14 protein-coding genes and 1 pseudogene are annotated in these 20,197 nt (G+C 40.2%); 2 read left to right on the plus strand and 13 right to left on the minus strand.

The genetic code is table 11. The features are described from left to right. Positions 1–261: 261 nt before the first annotated feature. From HC725_RS07750 to HC725_RS07780, 7 genes are all read right to left on the minus strand, one after another. Positions 262–813 (minus strand): DNA-binding protein, encoded by a 552-nt coding sequence (locus HC725_RS07750; protein ID WP_190331259.1) that lies wholly within the window; start codon positions 811–813, stop codon positions 262–264. Then, positions 813–1,961 carry an ImmA/IrrE family metallo-endopeptidase gene (locus HC725_RS07755; RefSeq protein WP_190331260.1) on the minus strand — a complete coding sequence of 383 codons (1,149 nt, stop codon included), beginning with the start codon at positions 1,959–1,961 and terminating at the stop codon, positions 813–815. The genes HC725_RS07750 and HC725_RS07755 overlap by 1 nt, the downstream gene beginning before the upstream one ends. Before the next feature lie 133 nt (positions 1,962–2,094). Further along, the gene (locus HC725_RS07760) at positions 2,095–3,693 is read right to left on the minus strand and encodes a Tn7-like element transposition protein TnsE (protein ID WP_190331261.1); all 1,599 of its coding nucleotides are present in this window, start codon (positions 3,691–3,693) and stop codon (positions 2,095–2,097) included. After that, positions 3,651–5,195: a TnsD family Tn7-like transposition protein gene (locus HC725_RS07765; protein WP_190331262.1), complete on the minus strand. Its 1,545-nt coding sequence runs from the start codon at positions 5,193–5,195 to the stop codon at positions 3,651–3,653. Before HC725_RS07765 ends, HC725_RS07760 begins: the two co-directional genes overlap by 43 nt. After that, a complete protein-coding gene (locus HC725_RS07770; RefSeq protein ID WP_190331263.1) occupies positions 5,196–6,833 on the minus strand; it encodes an AAA family ATPase in 1,638 nt (545 codons plus the stop codon). Then, entirely contained in the window at positions 6,830–8,920 is a 2,091-nt protein-coding gene (locus HC725_RS07775) for a Mu transposase C-terminal domain-containing protein (protein WP_190331264.1), read from the minus strand. The genes HC725_RS07770 and HC725_RS07775 overlap by 4 nt, the downstream gene beginning before the upstream one ends. Then, positions 8,904–9,734, minus strand: a complete 831-nt coding sequence (locus HC725_RS07780) for a TnsA endonuclease N-terminal domain-containing protein (protein WP_190331265.1) — start codon at positions 9,732–9,734, stop codon at positions 8,904–8,906. Before HC725_RS07780 ends, HC725_RS07775 begins: the two co-directional genes overlap by 17 nt. Before the next feature lie 127 nt (positions 9,735–9,861). Between HC725_RS07780 and tnpC the strand changes: the two are divergent. Beyond that, positions 9,862–10,590 (plus strand): annotated as a pseudogene (tnpC, locus tag HC725_RS07785) (IS66 family transposase); the annotation flags it as partial. Positions 10,591–10,926: 336 nt separating this feature from the next. Here the strand turns inward: tnpC and HC725_RS07790 are convergent. From HC725_RS07790 to HC725_RS07805, 4 genes are all read right to left on the minus strand, one after another. Beyond that, entirely contained in the window at positions 10,927–13,080 is a 2,154-nt protein-coding gene (locus tag HC725_RS07790) for an Ig-like domain-containing protein (protein ID WP_190331266.1), read from the minus strand. A 50-nt stretch (positions 13,081–13,130) separates the two neighbouring features. Continuing rightward, the gene (locus HC725_RS07795) at positions 13,131–14,240 is read right to left on the minus strand and encodes an OmpA family protein (protein ID WP_190331267.1); all 1,110 of its coding nucleotides are present in this window, start codon (positions 14,238–14,240) and stop codon (positions 13,131–13,133) included. 226 nt (positions 14,241–14,466) lie between these two features. After that, the gene (gene glmS, locus HC725_RS07800; protein WP_190331268.1) at positions 14,467–16,299 is read right to left on the minus strand and encodes a glutamine--fructose-6-phosphate transaminase (isomerizing); all 1,833 of its coding nucleotides are present in this window, start codon (positions 16,297–16,299) and stop codon (positions 14,467–14,469) included. Between the two features lie 119 nt (positions 16,300–16,418). Beyond that, on the minus strand, positions 16,419–17,186 hold the full coding sequence (locus tag HC725_RS07805; RefSeq protein WP_190331269.1) for a DeoR/GlpR family DNA-binding transcription regulator: 768 nt from the start codon (positions 17,184–17,186) through the stop codon (positions 16,419–16,421). Between the two features lie 272 nt (positions 17,187–17,458). Between HC725_RS07805 and nagB the strand changes: the two genes are divergently transcribed. Next, the gene (nagB, locus tag HC725_RS07810; protein ID WP_190331270.1) at positions 17,459–18,259 is read left to right on the plus strand and encodes a glucosamine-6-phosphate deaminase; all 801 of its coding nucleotides are present in this window, start codon (positions 17,459–17,461) and stop codon (positions 18,257–18,259) included. 118 nt (positions 18,260–18,377) lie between these two features. On the opposite strand, the gene HC725_RS07815 is transcribed toward nagB, so the two are convergent. Together HC725_RS07815 and HC725_RS07820 are read right to left on the minus strand one after the other, a co-directional pair. Continuing rightward, complete coding sequence (locus tag HC725_RS07815; RefSeq protein WP_190331271.1) at positions 18,378–18,914, minus strand: MltR family transcriptional regulator; 537 nt, start codon at positions 18,912–18,914, stop codon at positions 18,378–18,380. 54 nt (positions 18,915–18,968) lie between these two features. Next, positions 18,969–20,117: a mannitol-1-phosphate 5-dehydrogenase gene (locus tag HC725_RS07820; RefSeq protein WP_190331272.1), complete on the minus strand. Its 1,149-nt coding sequence runs from the start codon at positions 20,115–20,117 to the stop codon at positions 18,969–18,971. Positions 20,118–20,197: the final 80 nt, after the last annotated feature.

The raw sequence follows: 20,197 nt of genomic DNA on the forward strand, positions 1-20,197 counted from the left end.
GGAATATTAGAAATTAGCAATAGCTGAGCAAATAAGTGGATCAATATTAAAACGGTGAATTTTTAAAAAAGTGGATCAGATTTCAACTGGTGTTGACAACTAATTGTGTATTCATGCCCATTCAGTTTTAAAATTCAGGTAATAAAGTTTCATACTAAGTTTAGACATACTTCTACCACCTCAAATTATAGATGGTCTTTGTTTGATACCATTAATGCTATGGAAAAAGAGACTTGTAATGCGTAGCTAATAGCCGGGGGGTTATAGCTCTCCAAAAAGGCGTTGATAATCATGATTAAATTTAGCTGGTAAATCTGCTATATGCTTCCAATAATTGCATAAGGCACCAATCGTTTTCTTATCAGTATGTCCGCTGTCCAGCATTATTTTTAGCAGTTCAAGTGTTGACATAACATCAGCGTCAAAAGCTCGAGCAAGCTCACTCATATCCTGATCATCTGTTACAACAGGAACGCCTAACTCCAAGGCATATGTAATATACCAAGCATCAACTCTAGATGGGCCAGGAAGTTCAGTTTGTACATGATCCCAAACATACTCAAACGTCTGATTGATAGATTTTTTCTGCTTCTTGCTAATACTTGGAAAATATTTGCGATTTTCTATGAACTCATCTTCTTCAGTCCAAGGAAACTTACTTTGCAATTTTCGATTAGATAGCTCCTCGTTTAGTTCTGGCAATATATACAAACAATATCCATCGTCCCCAAAAGGGACAAATAATAGAGGCCGTATCGTTTTTGCTAATCTGAGGTAGGCATTTGTATCAACAAGAATTTTGGATTGGGGCATTAGGTTAGCTCTGTGTGGATACTCCGGGCATCAAGCAATGGCATATCCAGCACAGTTTGCACAAATCCTGGTCCTTTATTGTGCTCTTTTATATAGGCTTTCAAAAGCTCAAATATCGGCGTTTCAAAACCTTCTTCCTTGGCAAGGTCAAGGTATGCTCTTGCTTTGGGTTTTCCTTGCTCATCAAGACCCGTTCGGCTCAACAGAGCTTCGCTCAGGTTTGGGTACTTTTTATTGAAGTTGGTTACTGCTCCCGGAAAAGCTCTTTTACTCAATTCAACAATAGGCAAACCGGCATACTCAGCATATTTGTTAACCTGTCCCAGCACGGTATATGGAGATATAGTAAGTTCATCAGCCAACTCTATTACATGGGTGATTTGGCTCGGTGAGGATGGTTTCCCCTTAATCGAATGGTAAGCTCGTTCTGCCAGCTCATCAGGATAAAGTAGACTTCCAGCAAACGCGTCAGCAAAATCTTCAGCCTCATCGCCTTCTAATCCAGGTGACATACAGTGTCCCAATTCATGCGCCATCCAAAACTTGAAATCATGAATATTGGTATCAAGATTCAAATAAACCCAAGTACTTTGAGAGTCAGGCAAATAGATGTGAATCGCATTCTCATGCCGTTGTTTAGTGCCCCATAAAACAGGAATAACAACCGCCTGCAAATCGACAAAACGGTGAATAAGATGTTTAAAATCAACCTTATCAGTCGCCCCTACATTGATATCTTCACGCACTTTTGCTGTCACTTTACGCAAATAATCATAATCACAATTTGGCGACTTAAGCACAGGAGGCATTTCAAAAGTGTCAAATGGTAGGTACGGCACAAGGTGTCGCAAAAAGCGCCCCATTTCCTGTGCTTTCTCTACATGATGGATTTTTGTTTTAGCAGCAGCCTTTTTACGGAATGCGACTTTGGGAGTGTTGAGTTCTTCTTTGATAACAAGCTGGTCAAAAGCCAGTCCCAACAGTTTTCCTAGCTGAAGTAACTTATTCGGACGTGGGAATGACTTGGCATTTAACCATTGTGAAACCGCTTCTTTGGATACAGAGAGACTATCTGCCACAGCAGTCTGTGTCAGTCCTTTCTTTTCCATCGCTTCAGCAGCGTTTTCTATATTGAGTGTTTTTTGCATGTGATGAGTATATGAGTAGGTCAAGTTTTGTCAAGTTATCTATTCCAGAATTGTTTGCGAAATAACTAAAATTTGCGAATGATAATAGCTCGGTAGATCAATATTATAAATGGAGTGATATTGTGAAATATTTCTAACTCTCCAACCACCCAATAACCCGCTCCGCCCACCTATCGATATCAGCAGGATCAATTAACCCTTTGTGTTTACTAGGCGGATGTGAAACCCCATCAAAGTTACCTTCACCACAAATCATTTCTATATAGTCACGAGGCCATGCTAATGACTTTTTAAGCAGTCGGATTTCCAACTCTGCAATTTGATCAAAAAGACCACTGGTATCTTTTAGCTTCATAAGCATGGTCGATATTGAATTTTTCGCATCAGAAGTATCCACCTCAACAAGGTGGTATATTTGCCCTTGATAATTCAGCTCTACGACAGCCAAACATCTCGGGTTTGCATCATCCGCCATCATATGTTTTGTGCATCGGGAAAGTTTAGGCAACTTTCTTAACGGATGACGATACGTATTGCACCTGTGATTAATCTCCAATCGCTCGATCATCTCAAGAAAGCTATTAAATTTACTTTCATATAAATATGAATCGTCACTTTCGTCATTCAAAACGTCATAATCAGCACCGGCAATTGTACCTGTAGCATTATCACCATTCGGAGATAACTTATTGGGAAGTTGTTCATTAGATTCACTATCATCAGGCTTACCGCTATTAGCCTTCCGAGTTTTATCAGTTACTCGATTAGTCTTGAATGGCTTACGAAATGACAAGCCAACTGATTCTGTATCTAAAACAACACGTTTTTTATCAGGATCAGCCTCTTCCTCATCATCAAGTTCGTGCTCTTCTGGACGTTTAGGTCTACCTGAATTAGCTCCGCCACCTTGGCCTGTTACCTGCCTTTTGAAATCAGGATGATAAAAATCTAGTTCATCAGGCATACTCGATGGCAAGCCTTCCACCCTTCTAATTTCCCAAACAAAAAAGCTATTACTGTTCCAATCGTGCCACCCTGACACTTCTAGTTTTGTTCTACTTAAGCGAGGAGGTGTAAAAGAGAAATCCCAAAATTTATACTGCCCACTGGATGTATGTTCTCTCATCATTGTCTGGTGAATACTTTCAAATGAAGTTCGAGCCTCAGGGTCCATCAATATCCAACTTAAGAATCGTCGTGAACGTTCATCATTAAAAGCGGCAATCGGATAGCTAGAACTTGGCATCACATCAATCTGCCAATGCCCGTTTATATTGGTGATATTGAAATCTGATGACAGTTTTCCGTGTTCCAAACAGATTCTGGACATATAGTTATCATGTAGAAAAAGAACACGTGCCAATTCAAGCTGAGGTAGGAAAACAGTTGGACCATCAGGCACATCAAATTCAAAGCACCACTGTTCAGAATTGTGCCCATTCCCCATTGAACGAAAAGCAGGGCAGTCCCTTAAACGCTTTCTTCCCCACAGCTGAGCATCTCTAATGGTAAAAGTTAACTGTCTTCCTTTTAGCTGATTAGACTGATTGGCACTCAATGATTTATAGCGTCGAATCAATGGAACACCAGCAATGGGTATTGATGGGCGATCAAGTTTTTTGGAAAAGCTGAGATTAATTCCCCAAAACACATTGCTATTTTTCTTAAACAGCGAACCAACGCCCAACACTAACGCATCTTCTGGGATGTGCTTAAATCTGTAATCACCCATATACCTTCCGTTATTCCTGTTAAAAAACATCTAGCCAGTGGAGTTAAACGCTCTTTACTCAGTCCAGAGCCTCGCAGTAAACGCCACCGTTCAATCTGAATATTTTGTAAATAGAGTGAGATGTACTGATTGCTCAATCGTCGAATTTGGTATTGAGCAACCGATTCAGAATACTTGGCAAGAAATTGCTTAGTTAAAGGTAGATACCGAAATTTCCTCTCTGGCATTGCACCTAGCTTTAGTTTTGACAGCAAAAAAGTACTCGTCATACGGGGACAAAAATCATCTTGCTCACACTCCCGTTGCAACTGAAATAATCGACGAACGAGCGTACGATCTCGCTTAGGCCAATCGACTCGCCTATCTTCATATATGACCGGATGCTCATAGCGTCGGTTAATTTTCATCAACCACTCATAATCATGTCGGTACAACCACATGTACAAACCTTGCGAGCCATGTAATCGAGCGTGTTTGCACCCGCGCTCTTTCAACAACTTCAGCCATTGAGTTCTTTTGTCTCTATTAATCTGCTTTGGCAAAACCACTGGATGGACATTTCTTTGCTTTTGCGGGTAACGCTTTACGTTAGATAAAATGTCAGATGGTGAAGTATCTTGATCTAGTAAACTGGACTGAATGATCAGGTGTTGCATAAAACTGAAGGTTTTTCGGTGCTTTCGTAAAATAGTTCTGGCCCAGCAGGTATCTCGCTTCGTCAGTGTGAGTTGGTTATCCGTCAACCAACCTCTACTCCAGAACGAATGGATTCGCTCCCGAACTTCATCATGTTTTACATTAGAACCTCTGTTACAACCGGCTAGTACAACCAAATCATGGTAATAGCAACTCCACTGATAAAATGTGGGCGATTTTTGTGGTTCCACTTGCAAAAGTTGTTCGACAACGTGGCTGATGCGTAAAGCTTCCCTTTTATGATGCCGGATTGGCCTGTCATCCGGTGTTGTGTCTGCCGCATGAAATTCATGGCGATGTTCGTAATGTGGCTGAATAGAAAACTCACACAAAGGGGTTGAGTGCTTTGAACACCACGTAGACCCGGACACTTGCCAGCTACGCATCCAATACCTCTCACCATATTGGCCTAATTGCTCTTCAAAACACTGAGGACAATATCTGAGTAGCTTCGGCTGCTTAACAATTGAAGCAGCAATTCCGAAAACCAAGTGTATGAGCCCTTTGGATTGATTTGCCATCCAGCGTATGCCAGCCAGTCTTTTTCTTTCTTCAATAAAAGGCGCGTAAATAGGGAAAAGCGTGTGCTGGTATATCAGTGAAGCCGTCGTAATATTTAAAGCCGATGGATATTGCCCGGAAATTTGAGCCAGGTGACTCGGTAGGTCAACCGTAGCGATAACCTTGCGGTCTCCATAAACCTCATCCAATAGCTGCTTAGGCGATATGGTTCCACTATGAACCCCAGCCCTGGCAACCAAGCTGTAAATCAACTCATTTGGATACGGAACCGGGAAACCGAGCATTTAACTGACCTTTTTCAAATCCAAGATAAGTTTATTGGCCTTAAGCGCACTGTACATATCTTCTTTCTTGGTCAGTTGTGAATACACAAATCGCAAATCGCTAGTTTCAAGGTTTGACCAATCAGCACGTTTAACTACAGTCGCTTTTGGTGCTTTCGTTTGCTGATCGACAAACTGCTTACTTTCGTCATACCAATCAAGTATGACCGGCATCATTTCGCGCATCGTCAGTTTGGGCTGTTCACGGAAAATTTTTTCAACCAACGGAATGAGAATTTCAGACTGACAATCAGTTTGTACGAGTAGCTTATAAAGCCGCATCGCTTGTTCGTTATTACTGAAAGGTAATTCCGGCTCATCAGGGATCTGATTGATTTTTTGGTGGAGGCTAAGCAGTCGTTTGTCGATATCTTCTACTCGGAGATCGGAGTATTTAGCTATCAAGGTTGGGTTACCCCGGCGAATAGCATTCAGCATAGGGTGTACCGGTTTAAGTTCATCGTCGTAAACAGAGCGTAAAACGTTAACCGTGATACGCTCCAGTTTAGACGCTATTGCTCGTAGCTGAGCCAAGACAAACAACTTAACCACGATATCCAAAACCCCTTGAGATAACTCATACCAACAATCTCTGATTTCCTCGGTAAGCACTTCATCACGCCGATTAAGCCATTGGTATTTCCAAAGCTTATTCGTAAAAGCAACCCATTCACTTCTGGCGTTCGGATTTTCCGGATATTGCGGCATAGGTTGCCAATAAACAGAGCCAATGCCGGTAGTTCGCCTTGCAGACTGCAATTCGACTTCAAACAAAGGGCGAGCTTTCGGCGTACCAACCAATATCACCGGAATACCGACGGTATTAACCAGTTCGACGAAAAACTCCAACATTTGCTCTCGGCCAACCGCCTTGCGAATTTTCAAGCGTTGAATTTCATCAATAACCAGGACACCTATAGCACGTTCATTCGCAACCTGGCTCATTAGAGCCAGTAACGTTGGCACCCCGTGACGTTTGCGACCATGCGTATTTTCATAATTGGTACCTAGCCGTTTATCCACCTCACGGAAAAAATTCAAACACAAACTTTGTTGCGACCCATTATTCGGGCATTCGATTTTCAGATAGCTGAGTTGAAAAAAGTTATGTTGTTCGTGATAGATGACCTGAGGGTAGGTAGCAAGAATACGCTCAAGGGTTGAACTTTTACCACTACCTGAGCATCCGATAAGAGACAGACAGAGCGCTGTCGTTGACACATCTCTGAATTTATAACTTTGTAGATCACCACTCATTACTCTCTGGTAACCATTTTGCAGATGCTTATTAAGTGATCCATCCAATAGGTTTCGACCAACGTAACCACGCCGCATCATGATTGAAATACGTTCTTCCAGTAATACATGCTGGGATAAAGGCTGAAAAAAATCATGAAGCAACGCAGCAACCATGTGAGCCCTTTGTCGTGGTTTGTCTTGCAGGTTATTTAACGAGAAAGTAACTTTGCCTTCCAATCCTTCTTTTAATTGCTTAATTTCCATGATTGGCGGCAACGCCTCGATAAACGGATTCCCGTTGTAGGAAGGATTACCGGTATCCTGATAAACGGCAGTGACATATTCACTCGGCAAACTCATTCGTTATCATCCTCATCATCGAATAACTCATCGACATAACTCGGGTAGTCATAATCTTCCTCTGGAACACCATGCAAAGGAATGATATCTGCCGTGTCTTTCACATCTGGTTGTATTTTCGGTTTTCTACTGTCGCGTTCGATTTGTAGTTCCGCCTTTCGGTTCGACCGAATACCACCGATGCGTTCAGTATTCGGAATGCTTGAGGTATCCGGACTTAATTTTTCTGCTTGTCTGATTTTGTCAATCACTCGCTGTTCATGCTTTCGTTTGTGCTTATCAGCTCTGACTTTACTTTCAGCATAAGTGAATTTTTTCTGCTCTTGTCTCTGCCACACTTCCCAGAAAGTGCAATTAACAAACTCCCTGGAGCGCTCTGATAGTTTGCAAACCCAGTGCTCAGCACTGTTTCGACTAGGAAACAGGTAAATTTCATCGGCAAGGTTGGGATCATATGCCACCAAAACTTTTTGCGGACGAGTCACTTCTTGGGCTCGATGCATCCAACCTTCGACAATCGCCTCTTGGCAGGTGTAGTAGATACCAAAAATGCATATCCCCAAATCAGAGACCGTTGCATCTGCTCTGGGAAGTAAACTTAATCTTACTGCTTCTTCAGGAGCTGAGCGCAAGCGGCCAGTACGGTGTTGAATCCCCCAGTTCCACAGTTCTAATGGTACAGAAGGCAAATCAACCGGCATATCGGCTGATCTGTCATAGGTCTTCATCACATGGTACTGATTGTGATAAAGAATTGAGGACAGGATAATTTCTTTAAAATCTGAAATAGATAACTTGGCATCAAGACGATAATCCTTACCACCACGTTTTTTAACGATGGTTCCCGTCACGACACCAGGAGCAAATGGAGTAAAGTCTGCTTGCAACGTCTTGAAATTACGCTCAACAATTCCCTTGGCGTCGCCTCGAAACGGAGGCGTATTTTCAATTCGCACCGAGAAACTTTTTTCGAGATTTTCTATCTGATAGCCCAGTAATTCACCTCTGTCAGCCAAAATAGCATCTGGAAATCCGATAGCGGGCCAATCTTGAGATTCGATTTCTATCCCATATTGATGGCATAGCTCGACCTTATCAATCAACGCAACTTGTAAAGCCTGCATAGCGGCTACATAAGAGGGATTTTCAAAACCAATGTAACATCCGACTATCAGACGACTGAATACGTCGATAACGATATAAACAACCGGACGTCCAACAATCCAGCCTCGGTTGACATCAGAAACCACGTAAATATCTGCGATGGTGGCATCAATTTCAAAACGGGAACCCGGCCCCAAAGCATGCATAGTCGCCGTTCCGGTCAAAGGTCGAATATCTTTGTTATAGGAATTTTGACTTGCTCGGCTTTTTATTTTTTCTACCTGAGTGTATTCACGCTGATAGAAATGCTTCATCTGCCAATTGGTTGGAATTTCTGCCTCGGGCACATCAGGGAAATAAGTTTCATACATATCTTTAAAACGCCGGTGCGCATAGGGAAATGAATAACCTTTTTCAGTTAACAAATACTTCTGAATAGCAATTCTAAATAGCTTTTCGATGAACTCGTCAACATTGACACCAGAGCCCGGGTTATACTTTCTGGGGCGCCCCAATTTTACCTCTCCCGGTATTCGCTTTTTGCCTTTTGCGCCGGAATTTTTGTAATCAGGAAGAAGCGCGTTAACAATTTGCCCCCGCTGCCAGTATTGGCGAATTAGGCGATACAATGTTTGTTTGGTTGTTTTGTGATTGGCCATAACCAAATCAATGGCTTTAGCGCGTTGTTTCGGCTGATAGTATTCTTCAAGATGGATGATAGGGCTTATCAGTTTATAGTTTTGGTCTCTTTTTACTTGAGCTGTACTGCCATCTTCAGGCGAGAGCATGATCAAATAGGAATAGGGATCTTCGACTCGGTGCAACGATTCATCTTGTATCGCTAAATCCAGCGAATATAAATCAATAATGCTGGGGAAAGCGCTTTTATTATCGATCGATATCCAAACAAAATTGTTTCCGAATCGGCTCAAAATCCGGAATCGTTCGTTCTCGTACTCCAGAACCTCATTGATTCGAAACATGACGAGCTCCTATTAAGTTCCCCATGTTCTCAACAACGAAATCCTTACCTTTTAGCAGATGGAACGGTTGGGACAACATATCAAAGTAGAAACAGCGATTAGCCAGTAATTGCCTGATTTCATAAATAGAAGAACCATCAGTCTGATTGTAAATACGGTCAGTCAACTTACAGATATCAGTAACCGTTTTATTGGGATTTTGCTGAAAAAGGTCACGGTAGTAGGCCGTCCTGTCTAACAAGACTTCATCCTCAATCTCATCCTGCTTAGCCGGGTATATCCAGCTAATATTCTGGACAAGCGTTGGGGATACATCATTTTCCGTGACCAGAAACCAAGGAACCTTTTTCAGTAACCAATAACGGCGTTCAATTTCCAGTTTTTCAATAACACGGGGATCTTTTAAGGCATTAGTGTACTTGGCTTGAATGACATACTGTGGAAGTTGGAGATCTAAACCATCAACCAAAAAATCGGATGACATATACAATTTCACACCTGCTTCGGCGGGATGCTTGATTCCATTATCAAGAGCAATATTAAGAGTTTCTTCACGCTTAAGGGGAAACTGCTCTCGAATATCTGTAGTTTGGGAGTTCCATTCGAGGGTTAAGAATACGGCAAGTTCTAAATCAGATAGCAAATGATGAGTACGCTGGCTTTTATGACCAAAGACACGATGAGAGCGACCATCCGATGGAACGTCGCGGACCGTTATCCAAGGCAGATAATCAGAGCCATAGCCATTGCCACGACCTTCTTTTATCCAGCGTTTGTATTTCGTTTCAGAGGGTGCATACTTGCTTCTTGCCATATAAACCACCACATTTTGCTTATAAAACAAGCATAAACATAACAAATTTAGTATGCAATATTATTACTCACAGTTTTTACTTATTGAGTATAATCAATAAGTATCAAGTTTAACTAACAACTGATATTTCATGTATTGCTCAGGAGCGGATTCCCCACAAGCCACATTGGCAGATACAAGATATATCGTCTTGTTTGACTATCAAAATAGTCGAGCTAGAGCGTGCCCTATGGACTTTTAGTGAATTACTCTGGTTATCAGTAACGTGATGTCTATGGGCTTTTGATGGTTTATCCAAAGTGGTTCATGTTGATTGCTTTACTCTCGCTCGTCGAAAACTTATGGATGCGAAAAAGGTTCAAGGCAAAGGTAAGACAAGCAAAGCAGATATGGCGTTGGCTCAAATACAGAAGTTGTACGCACTTGAGTCAAGATTAAAAACTGAATAGTTGAAAATCGGTGGGTAGAGAGGCAACAACATGCCTGGCCTATGCTTGATAAATTCTATGCGTGGTTAACTATGCAAAAAGTTATCGAATCCAGCCCTTTGGGGAAAGCGATTAAGTATACCTTGGGCCAATGGCCTAAGCTGGTTCGTTACATCGATGATAGTAATTTATCTATCTATAATAACCGAGCAGAGCGTGCAATAAAATCGCTGGTGATAGGTAGAAAGAATTGGTTATTTCCCAACAATAAAAATGGCTCAGATGCTAGTGCTTTGCTGTACAGCATTATCGAGACAGCAAAAGCAAACGGATTGATAATTTATGATTACATGGTTCAGTGAATGAAAGAACTGGCAATGCCACTACCTAATACCAACTCACTTTTGATTTGGATTTTCTCATATTAAAACCGTCCTTGGCGATTATGAGCCGCTTATGTTTTTATTATCAATAAAAACATGTCCTTCAGTCATTCTTAGTTAATAAAAAGCCCGTAAGCACGAGGCTCACAGGCAGATTCATTAAGCAAACATAGAGGCGTAATTTGTTGAATTATTTTGCAATAGCAATGCAGCTAGAGCAGAAGCAAACTCTTAGTTTCTTCTTAACTTCGTCCTCTAAAGATATCCACTGAAAAGTTATTGTGTAGTATGCAGGTTCGTCATATACAGGTTAAGGTAATTTTGAAGTTTAACGTATTAATATTCATATGAAGAAAGTGCTTCCCAAATTATAAAGTTCATTTATTCAGCTACCGTTAATGCCGCGTATGAATTAGAATTAGAGTATATATTTTGTACTCCAATAAGCTTACCTTGTACAGCACTGCTATCTCCCCCCCCATAACTATCGCCCCATGTCACAACGGTGCCATTCTCTTTTAAAGCTGCAAAAGAGGCACCGCTTCCATAGATAGATTCAATATCTATTAGCTGCGATTGTACAGTGGAACTATCACCTCCAGTATCTGCTCGCCCCCATGTAACAACAGTGCCATCATCTTTTAATGCGGCAAAAGCTTCACTCAAACCATATTTCGATGTAGATCCAGTAATCGACTTAACATGTACTAGTTGATCTTGTACTGATGAACTATCTCCTCCGTAATTCGGGTTCCCCCATGTCACAACAGATCCATCTTTTTTCAAAGCGGCGAAAGAATGGGTATTACTAAATATTTTTATAACATCAGTAAGTTTATCTTGAACTTGTGAGCTATCGCCACCATATGTAGCATCCCCCCATGTAACCACTGTGCCATCGTTTTTTAAAGCAGCAAAACTACTATAGCTTCCATATATTTCTTTAATATTAACTAATTGAGTTTCGATTTCTGAGCTATCACCACCACCATTAGCATATCCCCATGTAACCACTGTGCCATCGTTTTTTAAAGCAGCGAACGCATTCTCCGTGCTAGATATGGTGTTTACATCGAATAATTTATCTTGAACAGATGAGCTATCACTATAATTGCCCCAATCTACAACACTACCATCACTCTTCAAAGCAGCAAAAGCACCCTTATTAGTAAAAATTGTATTTACATCAGTCAGCTCAGCTTGCACATCTGAATTATCACCGCCATTTGTCTCGTCTCCCCATACCACAACAGTTCCATCATCTTTCAATGCTGAAAACGCTGAACCTGTTGCATAGATTGCCTTAACATTTATTAATAAATTTTGTACATTAGAATTATCACCGCCATTTGTCTCGTCTCCCCATACCACAACTGTTCCATCATTTTTGAGAGCTGCAAAAGCCGTATCTGAACTATAAACAGATTTAATATCAAACAATTGAGGTTGAACTGCGGTGCTATCCCCTCCCCAAGAAGATATCCCCCAGGTTTGTACTCCGCCATCTACTGTTAACGCAGCAAAGGAGTAGGCATTTGGAACAATAGTTTTAATTCCAGGAAGAACTGCCGAAACATCCCGTTGTGCCCCCCAAGCAACAACGTCATATAATGCAACGGTCAGAGTAGAACTATCGGACAAATCGATACCATTTATTGTACCTGTAGCAGTAATTTTCGTTTCACCAAAACTGAGACCTTTAGCTACCCCTTTATCGGTTTTTCCATCATTACTTATTGTTGCAATCTTAGCGTCACTAACTGACCAGTTAACAGCAGGGTGATTAGTAACATTAATTTCACTACCATCAGGCATAGTGGCTGTAGCAGTAAATGGATATGTTTCTGTAACTGTTATCGTTGTCGAAGTTGGAGAAACTGTTAATTTTACAGGAGTCGCCTCCGTTACATGGACAGCGGCACTATCAGAATAATTTTGTCCATTATGAACAGCTGACACAGTAATACTTACATCACCTGAAGCCATTCCTGTGACTTCACCATTATTGTTGACCGTAGCAATGGTGGGATCTGAAGAAACCCATGTAAGAATACTATTTTCAGTCACATCCATTACTGAATTATCATCAAATAAAACTTCCGCTTTTAGCCACTCAGATAAACCTATGACCAAATTACTTTTTTTAGGTGTAACTGTGAGTTTTACAATTTGTTTTTCTGTAACATTAACAACTGCACTATCAGTGTATAAAAGCCCATTTTTATTGACAGAAGCAGTGATCATTACTTTACCAATATTTATGCCGCTAACAACACCTGTAGCATTTACTGTTGCGATATTTTCATCAGAAGTTGACCAAATAACATTACCACCATTAGTAATATCATCTAAAGAGTTATCGTTATATAAAAGTTCAGCCTTTAGCTGCTGTGTTATACCAATAACTATATTGCTGCTTTTAGGGCTTATCACAAGCTTGACTATATTTGCGCCTGTCGGACCATCAAGTAAACCTTTGTCACCATTGTGACAAGCAGTTAATAATATGAATATAAAAAGTAAGATATATTTCATGTTGTTCCATATTTTCAGTTAATCATTATTTAGGTATTAACGCGTATTTTTTATTTTTCAGTTTTAAAATTGATTTCAACTCGGCGATTTTTCGCTCGTCCTACTTCTGTAGTATTATCGGCTAAAGGTTGTTTCTCCCCCATTCCCATCACTATTATCATATGAGGATTAACGCCTTGTTGCACCAAGTAATTTGCCACTGCTTGGGCTCTACGCTTAGATAATATTTGGTTATAAATAGCAGCACCTTGACTATCGGTGTGCCCTGTAATATTAATCATGCCTGTATTATATTTTGTCAGAGACTTAATAAGCTGTTTTTGTTCTTCAGTAGCTTTAAAGTCATAAGAGTCAAACCCAAATTGTGCTTGTCCCCAAAGCGTGATTTTATAAGGTTCAGCTTTAACTTGTGAGGTTACCACAACGTCAGTTGTAATCCCTTTATTTGGTTCAATTTCATTTTGAGTGAAATGGTAAGTTAAGCCTAATGAAGCAAAATGCAAATCAGATTGAAGAAGATTACTATCTCCAATTCCATCAATAAACTGATATTCGCCTCTCAGAGACCAATGTTGAGAAATTCTATAATCAACGCCCCCAGCAATAATAGCATTCCAATCTTGACCTTTTTGCTCTCCACTCCATTCGGATTTTTTTGTAATATTTTGATAGGATGCACCTAACCGTGTATACAGTTCCCAACGTTCAGATAGAGAATACGAAATTTTAGTTGTCAGCTCAGTACCATAAGTATGTGCACTAATATCACCAGTCATATAATTTGCTTCAGCTTTGCCATAATCTGTCAAACCAGCTTCGACAGCTAACCAATTATATATTTGATAACCACCATACACTCCACCACCAACCTTATCGTCTTGACACTGTTGCGCATCACTCCCACAAGAGTCTTGGAAATGGCTCCATCCTAGTCGCCCACCAATATAAAAGCTTGTTGGTTTTAGAGAAGCAATTTCATTCATCGTTGAGCTATCATCATTTTTTTGAGACCACGTAGGAAAAGTAAATGATAATAAAAACACACCTAAAACGTATTGTGACCTAATCATAAAATCCTTAAAGAAACATCGATAGAATATAATTTTATTATATATTTTGTTACACATTAATTTTTTATAGCCTAAAAAATGAGATTTCAATCTATATTTGCACTTTCCTAAGATGGTACTGGCGGGTAAGCTTTCAGTTGCAAAGCTTTTAAAAATGATGAAGTTAAAAAATAGGGTATGAACGCTTTAGAAATGGCAGCGTACCAAAGTGAACGCAGCCATTTTAGTATGATACTTTAATACTCAGTGTGAATCTTTATTACTTAGTATGAAACTTTATTCTACTCTCACAAATATAATCACTTGTTATTAAAAATCATTCCACCGTAACAGCCTTGGCTAGGTTCCTTGGTTGATCCACATCCGTTCCTTTAATTAAAGCAACATGATATGACAACAATTGCATCGGAATGGTGTAGTAAATCGGCGCTGTAATTTCACTGACATGCGGAAGATTAATGATCTTCATGCTGTCATCGGCCTCAAAACCGGCCGCTGCATCAGCAAATACGTATAGTAAACCGCCACGCGCACGTACTTCCTCAACATTGGATTTAAGTTTCTCAAGTAGTTCATTATTTGGAGCGACGACAACTACAGGCATATCGGCATCAATCAAGGCTAATGGACCATGTTTAAGTTCACCAGCCGCATAGGCTTCAGCGTGAATATAAGAGATCTCTTTTAGCTTTAATGACGCTTCCATCGCAATAGGGTAAAACTCCCCACGCCCTAAAAATAAAGTATGGTGCTTATCTGCAAAATCAGGTGCCAGCGCTTCAATCTCTTTGTCATAAGCCAATGCTGCTTCGATTTGAGCCGGTAATGCATGAAGCGCTTCGACGATTTCAGCTTCTTTTACGGCATCAATACGGTTTTGCTGTTTTCCCATCGCGGTCACTAACATTAACAAGCAAGCAAGTTGAGTGGTAAAAGCCTTGGTTGAAGCCACGCCAATTTCAGTACCCGCGCGAGTCATAAAAGCAAAATCCGACTCACGAACAAGTGAAGAACCTGCAACGTTACAAATTGTCATCGCCGCCATGTAGCCTTTCTCTTTGGCTAAACGAAGCGCAGCCAAAGTATCCGCCGTTTCACCAGATTGAGATAAAGTGATCAATAAACTATTTGGGCGCGTGACAAATTTGCGATAACGAAATTCAGAGGCAATTTCAACATCACAACTCACACCTGCCAATGATTCAAACCAGTAACGCGCGGTCATGCCTGCATTGTAAGATGTCCCACAAGCGATAATTTGCACGTGCTCAACTTTGGATAAAATCTCAGCAGCATTCACCCCAATACTTTCAGTGATAACCGTATCTTTGGTTAAACGTGCTTCCATCGTATTCATCAATGCCGTTGGCTGCTCAAAGATTTCCTTTTGCATAAAATGACGATATTGGCCTTTATCACCCGCATCATGTTCAGCATTAGATTCGGTAATATCACGAGTTGTCAGCTCGCCACTTTTATCAAATACCGTAACTTCTCGGCGAGTCACCTCTGCAACATCACCCTCTTCTAAATACATGAATCGGCGAGTGACGCTTAATAATGCTAATTGATCAGAGGCGATAAAGTTCTCACCAACTCCCAAGCCAATGACAATCGGGCTGCCAGAACGCGCCACGACAACACGGCTTGGATCTTTACGATCAAATACCACTGTGCCGTAAGCGCCATCTAATTGTTTCACAGCTTTCTGTAACGCTTCAACCAATGTGTTAGAGCTGCGATGCTCCCATTCAACTAAGTGTGCAATGACTTCGGTATCGGTTTGAGATTCAAAAACATAGCCACGTTCACGTAAAATTTCACGTAATGATTCATGGTTTTCAATAATGCCGTTATGCACCACTGAAATATCAGCCGAAACATGCGGATGAGCATTAATTTCAGAAGGTTCACCATGAGTTGCCCAGCGAGTATGAGCAATACCTGTGCCGCCCAAAACTTGAGTGGCTCCAACGGCATCAGCTAACTCTTGCACTTTTCCTAAACGGCGAACACGAGTCATATTTGAATCCGAGTCAACCACCGCAACACCAGCAGAGTCATAACCGCGATATTCCAAACGGCGTAAACCTTCGACTAAAATCTCAGCGACATCACGTTGTGCTACTGCACCAACAATCCCACACATAAATAAGTATCCTTTTTATTTCTTTATCCGCAGCAAGCAAAGGCAGAAAGAGAAGAGTTAAAATAATAATGCTCTCCCCAAGCTAATCGAGGTTAGAACCTCATGTAAGCCAAGGGATATTAATAATGTGCCCGTATTACCCGGACATCTTTAGATTCAATAATGGCCATATCGTGGTCGTTTAATTGATTATCCGTGACCAGAATATCGATCCGCTCCCAACCCAATTCTAGATTCGGCATTTTGCGGTGTATTTTTTCTGATTCGATCATCACGATAACTTCACGAGACACTTCCGCCATCACCTGACTCAACCCGATCAATTCATTAAACGTGGTGGTTCCTCTTTCTAAATCGAGCCCATCAGCACCAATAAATAACTGATCAAAGTCGTAAGATCGCAATACCGACTCAGCGACCTTGCCTTGAAATGATTCCGAATTGGTATCCCAAGTACCGCCAGTCATAATCAAAGTTGGTTCGTTTTCTAATTCATTAATTGAATTTGCCAGTGCCAGTGAGTTAGTCATAACCACTAACCCACGCTTATTCCCAAGTAATGGGATCAACGCGCCAGTTGTTGTGCCGTAATCAATCACAATGCGGTTATAATCTTGAATTAGCGTTAACGCAGCTTTTGCTAATGCTTCTTTTTGTTTTGAAGTGACTTCTGTTGCTATGCTATCGGTCACTTCTTTCGGCAATAAGATCGCTCCACCATGACGACGTAATAGTTGTCCACTGGTTTCTAGCGCACTGAGATCTTTACGGATCGTCACCTCTGAGGTTTCAAAAGTCAGCGCTAATTCCTCAACACTAACCTCTCCTTTTTCCATCAATAAATGGACAATTTCATGGCGACGTAATTGCGTATTTCTTTTTCTCATAAAGCCTAATAAACCCAAAATAACGAAAGATTAAAGTTTCGAATCGAAAGACATTGTACTTAAACTGATAGCCATTTCAATTTAAAAGTAATAAAAACACCAAATCGGAACTTTAAAGTTTCAAATCAAAAGATAGGTGTGGTGATAAATAAATCAGATTGGTTGATATTGAGACAGATCAATACTACAAAGAAATTGTCTATGAAAAGGATTAAACTTAATTTACAATAAAAAAAAACATCCATTACAACATATTTGAAAAGGATAAAAACATGAGATTTATTCCACTAGTAAATGCAGAGCAAGTAGGTAAATGGACAGCTCGCCATATCATTGGTCGTATCAATGCTTTCAATCCAACCGCTGATCGTCCATTTGTTTTAGGCTTGCCTACTGGCGGCACTCCTTTAACTACTTATAAATATCTTATTGAAGCTTATAAAGAAGGCAAAGTAAGCTTTAAAAATGTTGTAACATTCAATATGGATGAATACGTTGGTATCGATCCAAATCATCCTGAATCTTACCGCTCATTTATGTATAACAACTTCTTTAATCATGTTGATGTTCAAGAAGAAAACATCAATCTACTTGATGGTAAAGCGGAAGATATCGATGCGCATTGCCAAGCTTATGAAGACAAGATCCGTTCATACGGTAAGATTAATTTATTCATGGGTGGCGTTGGTGTTGATGGGCATATTGCCTTTAATGAACCAGGTTCTTCTTTGTCTTCTCGTACTCGTATCAAAACGTTGACAGAAGAAACTCGCATCGTGAACTCTCGTTTCTTTAACGATGATCTAAACCTAGTGCCTAAATACGCATTAACGATTGGTGTTGCCACTTTACTTGATGCAGAAGAAGTACTGATTTTGTCGCTTGGTCACAATAAAGCACAAGCATTACAAATGGCAATTGAAGGTGCGGTTAACCACATGTGGACAGTTACAACACTGCAATTACATCGTAAAGCTATCTTGATTGCTGATGAACCAGCACAACAAGAATTAAAAGTAAAAACGGTTAAATATTTCTCAGAATTAGAAGCTGAAAATATTAAAGGCCTATAATTTTACACTATTAAAAAAGTCGACCACATACAAATGTGTTCGACTTTTTTGTCGTTGTATACCCAACAGAATTGAAGTTGCAGTGAGGTGACAAGTAAGAAGGGTATAAATATTACATTTATGAGGTTAATGCATTACTTTTGGCAAGCAACGTTAGCATATCGGTAACGGCTAATGTGATGGTTGAAATGACTTTTTGAGTGTAGTTATCAATATACATATCATGCATAGATTCAGAAAGATCATCAATGACGCTATTATCAAAATAAATTGGCATGATTTTCCGTATCGCGTGAACTTTATTCAGTTCAAAAATAACGTCTTCCTCTAAAAAGCTTACATCATTGTCTTGAACTTTCACCCACTTTTTAAGCGTAACAAAAATATCGATATCGTCATAAAAATCTTTGCTTATCACTCCAAGCCCCAACAGCAGCTTGCCTCTTATTAAAATATCAGAAAGAGGTCCATTGCTAGTCAGTAATGGCTCAACGACATATTTAACGGCGTAATCATCTTTATAGAAGATACTTTTTAATAATGAATCAATACCATCTTCCAAGACGTCATAAGCCACCATCAAACATTCCGATGCAGTTTTAGACTCAGCTAGAGCTTCAAGTAAATCACTTTCTAGTGGGACATTAATTGACATATTTTTCCAAAATCAAGGTACAACAAAACTGCTGTACCTTCACTTAATCGTGGGTTACTTCAGTTCTAAATAAATTTCGTGCGCTATTCTAACAACTTCAGCTTCTCTATCCAATTCTGAATAGTGCGCTAATGTTTCATCAAATCCTTTCGCTTTAAACATTTGTTGTAGCTCAACCGCTTGAGGATCATCCGCATTTTCATAATGGAATGCGGCCGCGATTCCTTTCAATAAATGTTTATTCGGAAGACCATACTCTAACGTTCCATTAAGAGGTTTAATCAAGCGATCTTGTGGGCTTAATTTTCGGATTGGTTGACGACCAACACGGTCAACCTCATCACGAAGATATGGATTAGCAAAACGACCTAGGATTTTTTCGATATAAGCAGCATGTGCTTCTTTATCAAAGCCATATCGTCTGATCAGAACTTCACCACTTTCTTGCATTGCTGCCTTTACCTCAGCACGAATCGCAGGATCATTAATAGAGTCCATAATGGTTTCATGATGAGCTAATACACCTAAATAAGCGGTAATTAAATGCCCAGTGTTTAAGGTAAATAATTTACGCTCAACAAATGCCATCAAATTGTCGGTACATTCCATTCCTGGAATATTGGGTATATTACCTTTAAATTGAGTTTGATCTACAATCCACTCACTAAAGGTTTCAACCGTTACGGCTAGAATATCCGTTTCACCTTTTTCAGCAGGTGGAACAATACGGTCAACCGCAGAATCAACAAATCCAACATAAACGTCAACTTGAGCTTGAATCTCTTCGCTTAAATGAGAATAAACAGCATTACGGAGTTGCGTTGTCCCGCGAACCATATTCTCACAGGCAATGATGTTGAGTGGTTTGGTATTACCTAAACTCAGTCTCTTCTCAATACCCAGCGCAATAGTTTTTGAAATAATATTAAGAACGGTCGGACCAACGGCGGTGGTAATTAAATCAACGTTAGCAATAACGTCAATTATCTCATCACTCGTCGAATTAATAGCGGTGACATTTTTAACCGTTTCAACAACACACTTTTCACCGACTACTTTCACCGAGTATTCATTACGCTTAGCCAGTGCTTCAACAACTGCCTCATTCACATCAGCAAAAATAACCTTGATTCCAGCGTCAGATAATAATTTACCAATAAAGCCACGACCGATATTTCCAGCACCAAAATGTAAAGCCTGCATATTTTTCACCTTAACTTTCAATTCATTTAGATCTATCAAGGCCTGCGAAACAGGCCTTTCAAATTTCAGTCAATATTTAT

This window comes from Vibrio sp. S17_S38 (assembly GCF_014694375.1).
In the GTDB taxonomy this organism is placed as follows: Bacteria; Pseudomonadota; Gammaproteobacteria; order Enterobacterales; family Vibrionaceae; genus Vibrio.